Consider the following 15,682-nt stretch of genomic DNA (forward strand, 5'->3'; position numbering starts at 1 on the left):
ACTTATCTTCCCAACCACGGCTGTGGATTGACCGCCTGACCCTGGCGACGAATTTCGAAATAGAGCGACGGGCGGCCCTGACCGCCGCTGCTGCCTACGAGAGCAATCGGCTGGCCCGCCCGGACCTGAGTGCCGACGCTGACCAGCGCGCTTTGGTTATAGCCGTAAAGGCTCATGTCACCTTTACCGTGTTCGACCACGACTACCAGGCCGTAGCCCTGCAGCCAGTCGGCGAGGATTACCCGGCCATCGGCAATTGCCTTGACCTCGGTACCTTCAGACGCAGCGATAACCATCCCTTTCCAACGTAGTTCACCTTGCAGCTGTTCGCCATAACGATGAAGCAACGTTCCGCGAACCGGCCAGTAGGCCTGACCGCGCGGCGAGCCCAGACCGCCGGTACGAGACATCAGCGAACGCTCGCTTTCCGTTGGTTTGTAGGTGGTGCCTTTACGGGATGCATCCTGCTGGCGATCGCGCACGGCCTGCGCATCGCGGGCTTCTCGATCGGCACGGGCCTTCGCCGCGGCTTCCGCCTGAGCGATGCGACCACGCAGGCGCGATTCGTTGGCCCGCATTTCGCCAAGCTGCTGCTGGCCTTTCTGAATGGAGGATTCAAGGCCTGAAAGGGTTTTCTTACGTTCGTTGCGTGCTTGTTCCAGCTTCGCCTGCTGTGCCCGCTGTTCGTAAACCAGCGTCTGCTGCTGGCTCTGCTTCTCTTCCAGATCGGCCTTTTGGGCGGCGACCTCTTCACGGGTCTGCTTCAGCTGGAGGATGGTTTCCTGGCGAGCCTGGTTCAGGTAACCGTAATAGACCTGCATGCGCTGGTTACGCTGCCCCTCTTCGCCACTGAGGATCATCTGCACCCCGGTGTGCGGCCCCTGGCGGAACGCGGCATCGAGCTGAGCGGAGAGGTTGCGCTCCTGGGAGGCGCGCTGGCGCTCGAGCTTCGCGATAGACGCGTTCATCTCGTTAATCTGCTTATTCAGCTGATTAAGGGTGTCCTGGGTTTCACGGAGTTTACGGGCCGCGGCGGAAATGGCTTCTTCCTGGGCCTTGAGCTGGGCGAGCAGGGAAGCGCGCTGCTGTTGCTGCTGCTTGATCGCCTGCTGTTTCGCGGCGATGTCAGCCTGAATGGATTTTAGCTGGTCACGATCGTCCGCCTGAGCGGGTGCGGCGCACAGCAATACGCCAGCGCTGAGTGCGCTGGCGTAAAGGACGGATCGAACAGCCGTTGCGATCCATGTGTTTGAATAAGTCGCCTTTCCCCTCATGGGGAAGGATTATTCCACGATGAACAGCGGCTTGCCAGTCATCTCTTGCGGGATTTCCATTCCCATGAGCGACAACATGGTTGGCGCGATATCGGAAAGCTTGCCACCTTCAGCCACTTTGACGTTTTTATCGCCAACGTAGATCAGCGGAACCGGCAGGTTGGTGTGAGCCGTATGGGCCTGACCGGTTGCCGGATCGCGCATCTGTTCTGCGTTACCATGATCGGCGGTAATCAGCAGCTGGCCGCCGACGGATTCTACCGCTTTGGTGACCTGCTCGATGCAGTTATCCAGGGTTTCAACGGCTTTAATCGCCGCTTCCATTACCCCGGTATGACCGACCATATCGCCGTTCGGGTAGTTACAGATGATGGTGTCATACTGACCGCCCTTGATGGCGCCAACCAGTTTTTCGGTCAGCTCGGCAGAGCTCATTTCCGGTTGCAGATCGTAGGTCGCCACTTTCGGGGAGTTGATCAGAATGCGCTCTTCGCCCTGGAACGGCTCTTCGACACCGCCGTTGAAGAAGAAGGTCACATGCGCATATTTCTCCGTTTCGGAGATACGCAGCTGGGTTTTGTCGTTCTTCGCCATCCACTCGCCGAAGGTGTTGGCCAATGAAGCAGGCGGATAGGCGCAGGCGACTTTGATGTCAGCGGCGTATTCGGTCAGCATCACGAAGTCGAGTTTGACGGTTTTCTTACGGGCGAAGCCGTCGAAATCGGCGTTCACGAAGGCGCGGGTGATCTCACGCGCACGGTCGGCACGGAAGTTCATGAAGATCAGCGCATCGCCATCTTCCATGGCGGCATCGGCCTGGCCTTCAGCACGGATCACGGTCGCTTTAACGAATTCGTCATTTTCATCACGGGCGTAAGCGGCCTGCAGACCGGCTACTGCGCTGTCTGCCTGGAACTCGCCTTTCGCCAGGGTCATCAGGTCATACGCCTGTTCAACGCGATCCCAACGGTTGTCACGGTCCATCGCGTAGTAGCGGCCAATGATAGAGGCCACACGGCCTTTACCCAGGGCCGCAAATTTTTCTTCAAATTTGGCCAGGGAGTTTTCAGCGCTGCGCGGTGGGGTATCGCGGCCATCAAGGAAAGCGTGCAGGTAGATTTTTTCTGCACCGCGCTCTGCGGCCAGTTCCACCATCGCCATGATGTGGTCTTCGTGGCTGTGAACGCCGCCAGCAGACATCAGGCCCATGATGTGCACCGCTTTACCGGCAGCAACGGCTTTATCGACCGCGGTGGTCAGCACCGGGTTAGCAAAGAAGGTACGTTCTTTAATTTCGACATCGAGACGGGTCAGATCCTGATACACGATACGACCGGCGCCGAGGTTTACGTGACCCACTTCAGAGTTACCCATCTGGCGGTCCGGCAGACCGACTTCCAGACCCGAAGCGTCAATCAGCGTATGGGGACGTTTGGCCCACAATGCGTCCATGACGGGGGTTTTCGCGCTATAAATCGCGTTATCCTGCTGGTCTTCACGATAGCCATAGCCATCAAGAATGACCAGTACCATTGGCTTTTTAGAATTCGACATTGCGACAACCTCATGCTCAAAGACAGAAAATTTGCGTAATTTTACTACAGCTGAATCGATCAAAGCACCGTAAAAGATCAAAGAAAGAGAGCGGCAATCGTCAACGAAAGTCACGCGGCGATTATTTTTTCGTGACGGACCGCAGAAAATGCATTACATCGCGCTCACTGGCTGTATTTGCCGCAATGCACAGGTATACTCCTTCCCTGGTTTTTTTATCACTTAGTCGGGAGTTGTAACCCCCCATGCAAGAAATTATGCAATTCGTCGGCCGTCATCCCGTCCTGAGCATCGCGTGGATCGCGCTGCTGGTGGCGGTGCTGTTCACCACCTTTAAAGGGCTGATGTCGAAAGTTAAAGTCATTACCCGTGGTGAAGCGACGCGCCTAATCAACAAAGAAGATGCCGTTGTCGTCGACCTGCGTCAGCGTGACGATTTCCGTAAAGGCCATATTGCTGGCTCCATCAACCTGCTGCCGAGCGATATCAAGGCAAATAACGTGGGTGAGTTGGAAAAGCACAAAGCACAACCCATTATAGTGGTAGACGGTTCCGGTATGCAGGCTCAAGATCCAGCCAGCTCGCTGAATAAAGCCGGATTCGAGAAAGTCTTTGTACTGAAAGAAGGCATCGCTGGCTGGAGCGGCGAGAACCTTCCGCTGGTACGCGGCAAATAATTTACCCCGCGTCTTTATGGCGTGACCGGGTCCCCCATTGTGCTGAACCGCCGGGGGTGCCTTGTCTGCGGCGTAAAATCCTCAGGGTAAAAACAGGAGTGAAGTCATGGCCAATATTGATATCTATACCAAAGCGACCTGTCCGTTCTGCGTGCGTGCTAAAGCGCTGCTGAACAGCAAAGGCGTAACCTTCAATGAACTGCCGATCGATGGCAATGCCGCAAAGCGTGAAGAGATGATCCAGCGCAGTGGTCGGACGACGGTTCCGCAGATTTTTATTGATGAACAGCACATTGGCGGCTGTGACGACTTGTATGCGCTTGATTCAGGTGGTGGACTTGATCCCCTGCTGCGCTAATTTTGCGTCCATCCACCTCGGATAGACGTATTTAAGGACAACACGAAAGGGTTTTACTATGTCAGAACAAAACAGCACCGAAATGACGTTCCAGATCCAACGTATTTATACCAAGGATATCTCCTTTGAAGCGCCGAACGCGCCGCAAGTTTTCCAGAAAGACTGGCAGCCAGAGGTTAAACTTGATCTGGATACCGCTTCCAGCCAGCTGGCTGAAGGCGTTTATGAAGTGGTGCTGCGTGTGACCGTAACCGCCGCGCTGGGCGAAGAAACTGCATTCCTGTGCGAAGTACAGCAGGGCGGTATTTTCTCCATCGAAGGCATTGACGGCAACCAGATGGCACATTGCCTCGGTGCATACTGCCCGAACATCCTGTTCCCGTATGCGCGTGAGTGCATCACCAGCCTGGTTTCTCGCGGTACCTTCCCGCAACTGAACCTTGCACCAGTGAACTTTGATGCGCTGTTTATGAACTATCTGCAGCAGCAGGCTGGCGAAGGTGCCGAACAACATCAGGATGCCTGATGAACGCACTTAATGCTGCAATGACTGTGATCGGTGCCGGCTCTTACGGCACCGCTCTTGCCATCACCCTGGCAAGAAATGGCCACGATGTCGTACTCTGGGGCCATGACCCGAAACATATCGCGACGCTGCAGCACGATCGCTGCAACGCGGCGTTCCTCCCTGACGTTCCGTTCCCTGACACGCTGCATCTTGAAAGCGACCTTGCTGCCGCACTGGCCGCCAGCCGTGACATTCTGGTGGTGGTGCCGAGCCATGTCTTTGGCCAGGTCCTGCGTCAGATTAAACCGCTGATGCGCTCTGATGCGCGCCTGGTCTGGGCGACCAAAGGGCTTGAGGCGGAAACCGGCCGTTTACTGCAGGATGTCGCGCGCGAAGCGCTGGGCGACACTATCCCGCTGGCGGTCATTTCTGGCCCGACCTTCGCCAAAGAACTGGCGGCGGGGCTGCCGACGGCCATTTCGCTGGCCGCAACGGATCCGCAGTTTGCTGACGATCTGCAACGCCTGCTGCACTGCGGCAAAAGCTTCCGGGTATATATCAACCCGGACTTTATCGGCGTGCAGCTTGGTGGCGCGGTGAAAAACGTCATCGCTATTGGCGCCGGGATGTCTGACGGCATCGGCTTTGGCGCCAATGCGCGTACCGCGCTGATTACCCGTGGCCTGGTGGAAATGTCTCGTCTCGGCGCCGCGCTGGGCGCAGACCCGGAAACCTTTATGGGCATGGCGGGACTCGGCGATCTGGTGCTGACCTGCACCGATAACCAGTCGCGTAACCGTCGCTTTGGCATGATGCTCGGTCAGGGCATGGATGTACAAGGCGCACAGGATACGATTGGCCAGGTGGTAGAAGGTTATCGCAATACCAAGGAAGTTCGCGTTCTGGCACAGCGTTTAGGTGTCGAAATGCCAATAACTGAGCAAATTTATCAGGTATTGTATTGCGGAAAAAACGCGCGCGAGGCAGCATTGAGCTTATTAGGTCGTGCACGCAAGGACGAGCGTAGCAACTAACTGCGATGGAACCTGGATCACCTGAATGACCCGGCCAGCATAGAACTGGCCGGTCATTATTATATCGTCTGGAGTCAGCAATGCCGTGTGAAGAACTGGATATCGTCTGGAATAATATTAAAGCCGAAGCTCGGGCTTTAGCTGACTGTGAGCCGATGCTCGCCAGTTTTTACCACGCAACGCTACTCAAGCACGAAAATCTGGGCAGCGCCCTGAGCTATATGCTGGCCAATAAGCTGGCATCACCGATTATGCCTGCCATCGCCATTCGCGAAGTGGTGGAAGAGGCCTATGCCGCTGACCCGGAAATGATTGCCTCCGCCGCCTGTGACATTCAGGCCGTGCGCACCCGAGACCCGGCAGTCGATAAATATTCAACCCCGCTGCTGTACCTGAAAGGCTTCCACGCGCTGCAGGCCTATCGTATTGGTCACTGGCTGTGGGCGCAGGGGCGTCGCGCGCTGGCGATTTTCCTGCAAAACCAGGTGTCGGTCTCGTTCCAGGTCGATATCCACCCGGCGGCTAAAATTGGCCGCGGGATTATGCTCGATCATGCCACCGGCATTGTTGTCGGCGAAACGGCGGTGATTGAAGACGACGTCTCCATTCTGCAGTCCGTAACCCTGGGCGGTACCGGTAAAACCAGCGGTGACCGTCATCCGAAAATTCGCGAAGGGGTCATGATTGGCGCCGGGGCGAAGATCCTCGGCAATATTGAAGTCGGGCGCGGCGCGAAAATTGGCGCCGGCTCTGTGGTGCTTCAGCCAGTGCCGCCGCACACCACCGCGGCGGGCGTGCCGGCGCGTATCGTCGGGAAGCCGGAGAGCGACAAACCGGCGATGGATATGGACCAGCACTTCAACGGGATACACCATACTTTCGAATACGGCGACGGGATTTGATTGATTTCCCGGAGGCGATGCTGCGCATCTATCCGGGCTATAAAACCGAGCGCTGTCCGGGACTCAACTACGCAATACTGCGCCAGCATATCCCAGCTGGCGCCACGCCTCATATACCACTACCGACACGGCGTTTGACAGGTTCATGCTGCGGCTGTCCGGCATCATCGGGATGCGGATTTTCTGCTCTGCGGGCAGAGCATCAAGAATGCTGGCCGGCAGGCCGCGCGTTTCCGGGCCAAACATCAAAAAATCACCCTCTTGATAGCTGACCGCGCTGTGGGCCGGCGTACCTTTGGTGGTCAGGGCAAACAGGCGCTGCGGCTTCGCGCTTTCCACAAAAGCGTGATAATCGTGATGACGCTGAACGGCGGTGAACTCATGGTAATCCAGCCCGGCGCGGCGCAGGCGCTTATCATCCCAGGTGAATCCCATCGGCTCGATGATATGCAGGCGAAAGCCGGTGTTGGCACACAGGCGGATAATATTGCCGGTATTCGGCGGGATTTCTGGTTCGAATAATACAATGTTCAGCATGCTGCCCTGTCTCATTAGGCTCTTGATCGCGGGGGGCAGAATAGCAGATATTTGCCCGGCGCTCACCCCTGCGGGCGCGCCGGGCGGGCAGATTACGCCGCGTTACCCTGCTTGAGGGCCGCGAAGGTCTGGAGCGCGTCGGCGCTCTGCACCAGCGAATCACGGCTGATTTCGCCGATGCTCTTCGCCCCGGTCAGGGTCATCGCCACCTTCATCTCTTTCTCAATCAGGTTCAGCAGATTGGCGACCCCTTGCTTGCCGTGGGTGGCCAGGGCGTACAGATAGGCGCGGCCCAGCAGTACGCTATCGGCACCCAGCGCAATCATCCGCACCACATCAAGGCCGTTGCGGATACCGCTATCGGCAAGGATCGTGATGTCGCCTTTTACCGCATCGGCAATAGCCGGCAGGGCGCGGGCGGAGGAGAGGACGCCGTCGAGCTGGCGGCCGCCGTGGTTGGAGACCACAATCCCGTCGGCGCCGAAGCGCACCGCGTCGCGCGCATCTTCCGGGTCGAGGATCCCTTTGATCACCATCGGGCCGTCCCAGAACTCGCGGATCCACTCGAGGTCCTTCCACGAAATCGACGGATCGAAGTTATTCGCCAGCCAGCCAATATAGTCCTCAAGACCGGTCGGTTTGCCCAGATAGGTCGAGATATTCCCGAGGTCGTGCGGGCGACCATTTAAGCCGACGTCCCATGCCCACTGCGGATGGGTCATCGCCTGCCAGTAGCGGCGCATGGCGGCATTCGGGCCGCTCATGCCGGAATGGGCATCACGATAGCGCGCGCCAGGCGTCGGCATATCCACGGTAAACACCAGGGTTGAACATCCTGCAGCTTTGGCACGCTCCAGCGCGTTACGCATAAAGCCACGGTCGCGTAGTACGTACAGCTGGAACCACATCGGGCGCTTAATGGTTGGCGCAACCTCTTCGATCGGGCAGACCGAAACGGTGGAGAGGGTAAACGGAATGCCTTTATCGTCCGCCGCCCCTGCCGCCTGCACTTCACCGCGACGCGCGTACATGCCGCACAGCCCGACCGGCGCCAGCGCAACCGGCATGGAGAGGGTCTCTTTGAACAGCGAGGTCTCCAGGCTCAGATCCGACATGTTCTTCAGTATCCGCTGGCGTAACGCCACGTCGGAGAGGTCTTCAACGTTGCGGCGCAGCGTGTGTTCGGCATAGGCACCGCCGTCGATGTAATGGAACAGAAACGGCGGCAGGATCCGCTGGGCGGCGGCGCGATAGTCGCTGGCGGCTGAAATAATCATCACGGGTTCTCCCTGGCATTTTCATTATGGTCACCGGGCAGGCGGGTAATTCGTGCCTGGCGGGCCTGGTCTTCATCAAAGTGTTTAATCGTGGCGTGGACAAAGCCGAGATGCGCCATCATCGCCTGCCGTGCGCCTTCGGCGTCACCGGCGAAAATGGCCTCCATCACGGCCTGGTGCTGCTCGGTGAGGCGGGCGAATACCGGCGGAACGAGGTACATCCGCTGGCGGCTTTGCTTGACCGAGGATTGTAAGAGGTCGAAAAAGCCGCGCATGGTTTGCAGCAGCACAACGTTATGTGAGGCTTCGGCAATCGCCAGGTGGAAGCGGACGTCAGCCTGCGAGGCGAGGTCCGGGTCTTCGCTCTGGGTGGCTTCAAAGCACAGGCGAATACGCTCTTTTTCGGCATCGGTTGCCCGCAGCGCCGCATGCCAGGCGGTGCTGGCTTCAATGGCGTGGCGGGCTTCCAGAATATCAAAGCTGTAATCGGGGTCGTCGGCGAGCAAGGTTTTCAGTGGCTGGACGATGTTCTGTTCCGACCACGCCTCATGCTGCCAGCGCAGGAAGGTCCCACCGCCGCGGCGGCTGACAAGCAGACCTTCGTTGACCAGCATCGCCAGCGCTTCACGCAGTGAGTTACGTGAAACGCCAAGCTGTGCGGCCAGCTGGCGCTCGGCGGGCAATCGCATGCCCGCCTCCAGATGTTGTTCTTCAATCAGCGCTCGCACACGACGAGCCACATCGTCTGCAAGGCGCCGGGGCATCACTATCATGGGATCATCCAGGTTAATACATAGGCCTGCAGCGTGGTGATGATGCCAACCATACAGGTAAAGATCAGGCTGTGTTTCACCGTGAAGCGGAACAGGTCTGATTCTTTACCCACCAGGCCGACCGCCGCACAGGCGATGGCGATGGACTGCGGTGAAATCATCTTGCCGGTGACGCCGCCGGTGGTGTTAGCCGCGACCAGCAGGATATCGGAGACGCCGATTTGCTGGGCTGCGGTGGCCTGCAGCGCGGCGAACAGGGCGTTAGATGAGGTATCCGAACCGGTCAGGAATACCCCCAGCCAGCCGAGGAACGGCGAGAAGAAGGTAAACGCGTGTCCGGTATGCGCCAGGGCCAGCGCCAGCGTCGAAGAGAGCCCGGAATAGTTAGAGATAAAGGCGAACGCCAGCACCATACCGATGGAGTAAATCGGCAGCGCCAGCTCTTTCAGCGTGCTGCCAAAGGTGACCAGTGCATCTTTTGGCTTCATGCGCAGCCAGACAATGGAAAGCAGCGCTGCGAACAGGATGGCGGTGCCGGTGGCGGACAGCCAGTCGAACTTATACACCGCCGCGTAAGGGGTCTCTGCGCTGACTACCGGCGGCATGCGGGCGACCATCTTATCGAGGAACGGTACGGAGATATTGATGACGAAGTCATACATCGCGCCGCCGGGGGCGAACAGGGCTTTAAACGGCGGGATGCTCCATAAGGTCACGGTGGCGGTCAGGAACAGGAAGGGCGACCAGGCGCGAACCACCTGTCCGGCGCTGTAGTGGGTGCGGGCCAGCGTTTGATCGACCTGTGCCGCGCCCATATCGCCGAAGCGGAAAATACGCACCGGCTGCCAGCGTTTGAGGAACAGGGTCAGACAGACCAGCGACACCAGCGAGGAGATGATATCCGGTAGTTCCGGCCCGAGGAAGTTGGAGCTGAGATACTGGGCGATAGCGAAAGAGCCACCGGCGACCATAACGGCCGGCCAGGTCTCTTTGATGCCGCGCCAGCCGTCCATAATCGCCATAATCCAGAACAGCACGATAATGGTCAGGAACGGCAGCTGGCGACCCACCATCTGGCCGATGGCGAAGCTATCAATTCCGGTCACCTGACCGGCAACCAGAATCGGGATCCCCATCGCTCCGAAGGCGACCGGCGCGGTGTTGACGATCAGGCACAGCCCGGCGGCATACAGCGGGTTAAAGCCCAGGCCAACCAGCAGCGCGGCGGTAATTGCCACCGGGGCGCCAAAGCCCGCGGCCCCTTCCAGGAATGCCCCGAAGGAGAAGCCGACAATCAGCATCTGCAGACGCTGGTCAGGGGTAATCGAGAGAATCGACGAGCGAATAATGTCGAACTGCCCGGTTTTGACCGAGATCTTATAGACGAACACCGCGGCGATAATAATCCACGCGATTGGCCACAGGCCGTAAAAGAAGCCGTAAACCACGGAAGTCAGCGCGCGGTCGACCGGCATTTTATAGAACAGCAGCGCGACCGACAGTGCAATGGCGACGGTCCAGGTTGCCGCGACGTACCCTTTGAGTTTGAGCTTAATCAGGGCAAAAAAGAAAAACAGAATCGGTAGCGATGCGATAAGACTCGAGATCCAGATATTACCGGCCGGATCGTAGTTTTGTTGCCAGAGGTTCATGCAGGTCTCCATCGGGCCATCATAATGTGGTGCTGAGTCTGCGCTCCTTGCAGGTCACATTATTTGTAAAATTGGCCCAGCCAAATTCAGTTGTAGGATTAACGACAACGAATGGTTAACCAAATGTTATTGCCAGGCAATATATCTGTGACCAAAAATGATGGATATGTGAACTGCTGGACGGTTTAAGAAATAATTGGTAGGGCCAATAATGCGGGGGAGGAATCAGGTCGCCCCGGTAAGCGTAGCGCCACCGGGGGAATGTTCAGGAGCAAAAGATCAGAACGCGGTTTTTGAAAAGCCGGTCATCTCTTTGAGGCCCATTTCGCGGCCGAGCGCGGTCATCGGATGAACAATCACCAGCCCGCGCACGCTTTTCTTCAGCTTGCCCATATCGGCCTGCTCTTTTTTGGTGATCGCGCGGCGATGTGGCAGCTTCATCAACTGTTGCGCTTCTTTGCTCAGTTTCTGGCCCTGCACGTCGCGCAGGCGAACGAGCTCAGCTTCGATGGTGGTTTTTTCTTTTTCCAGTTCGGCGTACTTGTCCGCCGCTTCAACCAGAGACAGGTCCGCCTGCTGGTGGCGGATGGCGTCGAGACGGTCGCTCAAACGCTTAATTTCATTCTTTTCGACTTCTTTCATGGTGACTTAATCTATTAATAAAGGGATTTCGACGTCATATAGTATGGGCTGTGACGGGTATTGTGGGTAGTCATTTATCAAAAAAGCGGCGTTTTTTCCGCGCGAGCATCAAAAGTGATGAATCTTAATTATTTGAATATAAATAATATTATGACTAATGTTCGCCTGAATTTCATCTCTGTGAAGTTCGTCGGTAATACCGCACGTTTTCCTCAAACAACCCCCTGCTTTTATCCGATCCTTTATAAGATTTATCCATGAAAAAGAGGAGGGCATGATGACAAAAATCGGTGACGGCGTACCGCGTATTATCGACAAGACGGTTGATTTTATGGCTTCAAGCCAGGCATTTATGGAGTATCTGAAAAAATCCCCGCGCATACAGCGCGTGCCGCGCGATATTCCGCAGAATAAAGAGGCGCTGTATCTGAGTCGTCTGGAGTACTACCGGCAGCTTTACCGGCCTGTTGATGAACAGGTAGAGTCCGGATCAGAGCGTTGATTTCTGGAAGGCTTTTTTTAAGCTGATTCGGGAAATCAGCTCAGTCAGAGACAGCATCATCGTTGAACGCACAACCTGCTGGTAGCGCAGTTTCTGCATTGCCAGCAGCTCATCGTCGCTGTCATCGAACAGCGGCAACGGCGGCAGGGCGGCGACGCAATGCAGTTCGCCAAACGGCCCAAGAATCTCATCATCGGTAAAACTGTAGTCATTACCGTCGTGATTGAGCTCTTCCCGCAGGGCCATCAGCAGCTCGGCGTCTTCGTATTCGGCGCGACTTATCACCCCAAGGCCGTAAATCAGCTTCAGGCGTACAGAAAGGTCGCCCAGCGGCCCGTCACCATCCAGCAACGGTTCCACTGCGTATTTCACCGCGTAATCGTCTTTGCGGAAAACCTGAAGCACCAGAATATTGACCGCTTCCGTGAGTAATTCGACGGCCGCAATCAGGAAGCTTCGTACGGTTTTGCCAGCATTCAGACGCTCAAGCACGCGGTTTTCAAATGCCTGTGTTTCTTCCATTATTGCCTGCATATCTGACAGGGGTGGTAATGGGCGCGGTTCATACCGCGCCAGATCTTGCATCATTTGGTCGCGTTATAGTCGAGAACGGCCTCCGCTACCACGGCGCTTGCTGCATCGAGACCAGAAATTTCTGCCAGTGCAGCCTGTGGACCTTTCTCGTCAATCAACGCAGCCAGTTCCTGCGCCTGCGGATCGTCTTCGCTACGGAAGTGCATCGCGGCAGCGATCCCTTTCACCAGATTAACGTGCGGCAGTGCATACTCCAGCGTGCCCAGCAGCGGTTTGATCAGACGATCGCCGGCGCTCAGTTTACGTAGCGGCTGACGACCTACGCGCTCCACGTCATCTTTCAGGTACGGGTTCTCGAAACGGCCGAGGATTTTCTGGATGTAGGCAGCGTGCTTCTGTGCATCAAAGCCGTAGCGTTTGATCAGCACCGCACCGCTCTCCTCCATGGCCCCTTTGACCACCGCGCGAATACGCTCATCGAGAATCGCGTCGCGGATTGTCTGGTGACCGGCCAGTTTTCCAAGGTAGGCGGTTATAGCATGTCCGGTGTTTAAGGTGAATAGCTTACGCTCGACAAATGCCATCAGGTTGTCGGTTAATTCCATTCCTGGGATCTCGGGCAGCGCGCCTTTAAACTGGGTTTTATCGACGATCCACTCGCTGAAGGTTTCCACCGTCACTTCCAGCGGATCGTGAGTTGCGGAGGCGGACGGCGGCACAATCCGGTCAACGGCAGAATCGACAAACCCGACGTGGGCCTCAACCCAGGCTTTGTCTTCTTCAGCCAGGGCGTTAAACACGTGGCCTTTGAGCTGCGTGGTGCCGCGCACCATGTTCTCACAGGCGATGATGTTCAGCGGGGTGGCGATCCCCTGAGCTTTGCGTTGTGCCAGCCCCTTCGCGATAGCCGGTGCGATGCGTTCCAGAACCACCGGGCCGACAGCGGTGGTGATCAGGTCGACGTGGGCAATCAGGTCAACCACCTCGTCGCCGATGCTGCTGATAGCATTGACGCCGGAAACGGTATCCACCTGCTCGTTTTCGCCGACAACATGGACCTGATAGCTATGACGGGCATTCAGGGCATCCAGGACGACCTGATTCACATCGGCGAATGTTAATGCGAGTCCTGCATCAGCCAGCAGTTTGCCGATGAAGCCACGTCCGATATTACCTGCGCCAAAATGTAATGCATTCATAGTATTAACCTTCATTAATGTTTTTACCTGAGAGGGTTCGGGTGAGGCTTGTCCCTCACCGGAACCCTCTCTCCCGTTCAGGAAGAGAGGGCCTGGGTTAAATTACGCTTTATTCCCCGCCAGCAGCGCCAGAACTTCGTCAACGCTGGTGGCATGAGTCAGGCGTTCAATGACTGATTCATCATCCAGCGCGTTGGTCAGGCTGGTGATCACGTGGATGTGCTCGTTGTTGCGAGCCGCGATACCGATGACCAGACGGGCAATGTCATCTTCTTCTTCACCGAAGCGGACGCCCTGCGGATACTGGCAGAACACCACGCCGGTCTTGAGAACGCGGTCTTTGGCTTCAATGGTGCCGTGCGGTACCGCAATGGACTCACCCAGATAGGTCGGGGTCAGTTTTTCACGGTCCAGCATCGCCTGCACATACTCCGGCTCAACGTAGCCTCCTTTGACCAGCTGCTCACCGGCGAAGAGGATCGCTTCTTCTTTGGTTGCCGCTGTGCAGCCGAGGAAAATGTTATCGGCACCGAGTTTGAACAGGTTGGTGTCTTTGGCATCAAAGCTGTCTTTCAGGCTGTCGCGTACTTTCACTTCGTTGTCTTCATGGCGCTGCGCGGCAACCAGACGTTCGGTCAGGCTGGTATACAGGCCACTGTCGAGGAAGTTGGTCAGCGAAATATGCTGGGCCTGCGGCACCTGACGCATCGCCCGCTCGGTCAGGTCACGGTGGGTAATCACCAGGTCGACATCCGGCGGCAGGTTGTTGATCGCACAGTTGGTAACGGAGATTGCGCTCAGTCCCGCATCCTGCACTTTCTTACGCAGTACGCCGGCACCCATGGCGCTGGAACCCATACCGGCATCACAGGCAACGATGATTTTGCGTACGTGGCTCAGGTCGTTAGCGACGTTCCCGGCAGACAGCGGCGTTGCTGCGCCTTTGGATTCGGCTTTCATATCGTGCATGCGACGGGTCGCGGCATCGATATCATCTTCTTCTTTCACTTTGCTGGTTTTCAGCAGGATAGCGGAGACCACGAACGAGACCGCCATAGCCGCAACAATCGCTGCGATGTTCGCGAAATAGGCACCTTTCGGGGTCATCGCCAGTACCGCCAGGATAGAACCCGGAGACGCCGGAGAAACCAGACCGCCGTTGAGGATAGTCAGGGTGAAGACGCCGGTCATACCGCCAAGGATAACGGCGAGGATCAGACGCGGGTTCATCAGCACATACGGGAAGTAGATTTCGTGGATACCGCCCAGGAAGTGGATGATTGCCGCACCGCCTGCAGACTGCTTCGCGCTACCGCGGCCAAAGAACATGTAGGCCAGCAGGACGCCCATCCCCGGACCCGGGTTAGCTTCAATCAGGAAGAAGATGGATTTGCCCAGTTCGTGAGACTGCTGAATACCCAGCGGTGAGAAGATACCGTGGTTAATCGCGTTGTTCAGGAACAGGATTTTCGCCGGCTCGACGAAGATAGATGCCAGCGGCAGCATGTCATGGACAACCATGAAGTTAACGCCCGCTGCCAGAATTTTGGACAATACTTCAACCGCCGGGCCAATGCCGAGGAAGGCCAGGATGGCGAGGATCATCCCGATAATGCCGGCGGAGAAGTTGTTGACCAGCATCTCGAAGCCGGATTTGATCTTACCGTCTACCCAGCTATCAAAGTGTTTAATCGCCCAGCCGCCCAGCGGACCGGCGATCATCGCGCCGAGGAACATCGGCATATCGGCACCGACAATGACGCCCATGGTGGTAATGGCACCAACCACGCCACCGCGCTCACCGCCAATCAACTTACCACCGGTGTAACCAATCAGCAGCGGCAGCAGATAGGTGATCATTGGACCGACTAACTTCGCCAGCGTTTCGCTTGGTAACCATCCCGTTGGTATGAAAAGTGCGGTGATGATACCCCACGCGATAAACGCGCCGATGTTGGGCATCACCATATTGCTGAGGAAACGACCAAAGCTTTGCACCTTGATCTTGATATCGGATGACATAAAACACCCCTTCTTCTGTTGAGCTTATCGCGTAGGCTAAAAGCCTGAGGCTTGTTGTTAATATGGCGGCAGAGGTCGCCGGACCCTGTTTGATGAAGCGAATTTGGCACCGAATCGTAAAACTGTCCAGTTGGTGGCTTTTTATGTGATCCGCGTCACGTGAATATAGGCGTTTGACGGTCATTTATAGTGATACTCATCACAAAATGGCTGTGCAAAAAAAATGCAGGAGGTCAA

16 protein-coding genes are annotated in these 15,682 nt (G+C 56.7%); 6 read left to right on the plus strand and 10 right to left on the minus strand.

The annotated features are described in order from the left end of the window. Positions 1-2: 2 nt before the first annotated feature. Together envC and gpmM are read right to left on the minus strand one after the other, a co-directional pair. Positions 3-1,274, minus strand: coding sequence for a murein hydrolase activator EnvC (gene envC, locus ACMYSN_RS15595; RefSeq protein ID WP_462495410.1), 1,272 nt, complete (start codon positions 1,272-1,274; stop codon positions 3-5). A gap of 9 nt (positions 1,275-1,283) precedes the next feature. Further along, a complete protein-coding gene (gene gpmM / locus ACMYSN_RS15600; RefSeq protein WP_462495411.1) occupies positions 1,284-2,828 on the minus strand; it encodes a 2,3-bisphosphoglycerate-independent phosphoglycerate mutase in 1,545 nt (514 codons plus the stop codon). Between the two features lie 245 nt (positions 2,829-3,073). Between gpmM and ACMYSN_RS15605 the strand changes: the two genes are divergently transcribed. From ACMYSN_RS15605 to cysE, 5 genes are all read left to right on the plus strand, one after another. Beyond that, complete coding sequence (locus ACMYSN_RS15605) at positions 3,074-3,505, plus strand: rhodanese-like domain-containing protein (RefSeq protein WP_123757126.1); 432 nt, start codon at positions 3,074-3,076, stop codon at positions 3,503-3,505. A 106-nt stretch (positions 3,506-3,611) separates the two neighbouring features. Further along, positions 3,612-3,863 (plus strand): glutaredoxin, encoded by a 252-nt coding sequence (grxC, locus tag ACMYSN_RS15610; RefSeq protein WP_462495412.1) that lies wholly within the window; start codon positions 3,612-3,614, stop codon positions 3,861-3,863. Positions 3,864-3,921: 58 nt separating this feature from the next. Beyond that, positions 3,922-4,389, plus strand: a complete 468-nt coding sequence (secB, locus tag ACMYSN_RS15615) for a protein-export chaperone SecB (RefSeq protein WP_041143201.1) — start codon at positions 3,922-3,924, stop codon at positions 4,387-4,389. After that, complete coding sequence (gene gpsA, locus ACMYSN_RS15620) at positions 4,389-5,405, plus strand: NAD(P)H-dependent glycerol-3-phosphate dehydrogenase (protein ID WP_174509562.1); 1,017 nt, start codon at positions 4,389-4,391, stop codon at positions 5,403-5,405. Before secB ends, gpsA begins: the two co-directional genes overlap by 1 nt. A gap of 80 nt (positions 5,406-5,485) precedes the next feature. Beyond that, entirely contained in the window at positions 5,486-6,307 is an 822-nt protein-coding gene (gene cysE, locus ACMYSN_RS15625; protein ID WP_094326422.1) for a serine O-acetyltransferase, read from the plus strand. Between the two features lie 63 nt (positions 6,308-6,370). Here the strand turns inward: cysE and trmL are convergent, their stop codons facing one another. The 5 genes from trmL to ACMYSN_RS15650 form a co-directional block, all read right to left on the minus strand. Continuing rightward, positions 6,371-6,844: a tRNA (uridine(34)/cytosine(34)/5-carboxymethylaminomethyluridine(34)-2'-O)-methyltransferase TrmL gene (gene trmL / locus ACMYSN_RS15630; protein WP_123757130.1), complete on the minus strand. Its 474-nt coding sequence runs from the start codon at positions 6,842-6,844 to the stop codon at positions 6,371-6,373. 92 nt (positions 6,845-6,936) lie between these two features. Next, complete coding sequence (gene lldD, locus ACMYSN_RS15635; RefSeq protein ID WP_123757131.1) at positions 6,937-8,121, minus strand: FMN-dependent L-lactate dehydrogenase LldD; 1,185 nt, start codon at positions 8,119-8,121, stop codon at positions 6,937-6,939. Then, a complete protein-coding gene (gene lldR, locus ACMYSN_RS15640) occupies positions 8,121-8,894 on the minus strand; it encodes a transcriptional regulator LldR (protein ID WP_123757132.1) in 774 nt (257 codons plus the stop codon). Before lldR ends, lldD begins: the two co-directional genes overlap by 1 nt. After that, positions 8,891-10,546: an L-lactate permease gene (lldP, locus tag ACMYSN_RS15645; protein WP_462495413.1), complete on the minus strand. Its 1,656-nt coding sequence runs from the start codon at positions 10,544-10,546 to the stop codon at positions 8,891-8,893. The genes lldR and lldP overlap by 4 nt, the downstream gene beginning before the upstream one ends. 279 nt (positions 10,547-10,825) lie before the next feature. Next, positions 10,826-11,188: a YibL family ribosome-associated protein gene (locus ACMYSN_RS15650; protein ID WP_123757134.1), complete on the minus strand. Its 363-nt coding sequence runs from the start codon at positions 11,186-11,188 to the stop codon at positions 10,826-10,828. A gap of 277 nt (positions 11,189-11,465) precedes the next feature. Between ACMYSN_RS15650 and ACMYSN_RS15655 the strand changes: the two genes are divergently transcribed. Next, positions 11,466-11,690 carry a hypothetical protein gene (locus tag ACMYSN_RS15655; protein WP_123757135.1) on the plus strand — a complete coding sequence of 75 codons (225 nt, stop codon included), beginning with the start codon at positions 11,466-11,468 and terminating at the stop codon, positions 11,688-11,690. Here ACMYSN_RS15655 and mtlR read toward each other — a convergent pair. The 3 genes from mtlR to ACMYSN_RS15670 all read right to left on the minus strand — a co-directional run bounded on the left by mtlR (position 11,679) and on the right by ACMYSN_RS15670 (position 15,445). Next, a complete protein-coding gene (gene mtlR, locus ACMYSN_RS15660) occupies positions 11,679-12,275 on the minus strand; it encodes a mannitol operon repressor MtlR (protein ID WP_123757380.1) in 597 nt (198 codons plus the stop codon). The genes ACMYSN_RS15655 and mtlR overlap by 12 nt on opposite strands. Further along, entirely contained in the window at positions 12,275-13,423 is a 1,149-nt protein-coding gene (gene mtlD / locus ACMYSN_RS15665) for a mannitol-1-phosphate 5-dehydrogenase (protein WP_462495414.1), read from the minus strand. Before mtlD ends, mtlR begins: the two co-directional genes overlap by 1 nt. A 102-nt stretch (positions 13,424-13,525) precedes the next feature. After that, complete coding sequence (locus ACMYSN_RS15670; protein ID WP_462495415.1) at positions 13,526-15,445, minus strand: PTS mannitol transporter subunit IICBA; 1,920 nt, start codon at positions 15,443-15,445, stop codon at positions 13,526-13,528. Positions 15,446-15,682 lie beyond the last annotated feature (237 nt).

Source organism: Klebsiella sp. R445 (assembly GCF_051131755.1).
In the GTDB taxonomy this organism is placed as follows: Bacteria; Pseudomonadota; Gammaproteobacteria; order Enterobacterales; family Enterobacteriaceae; genus Klebsiella; species Klebsiella lignicola.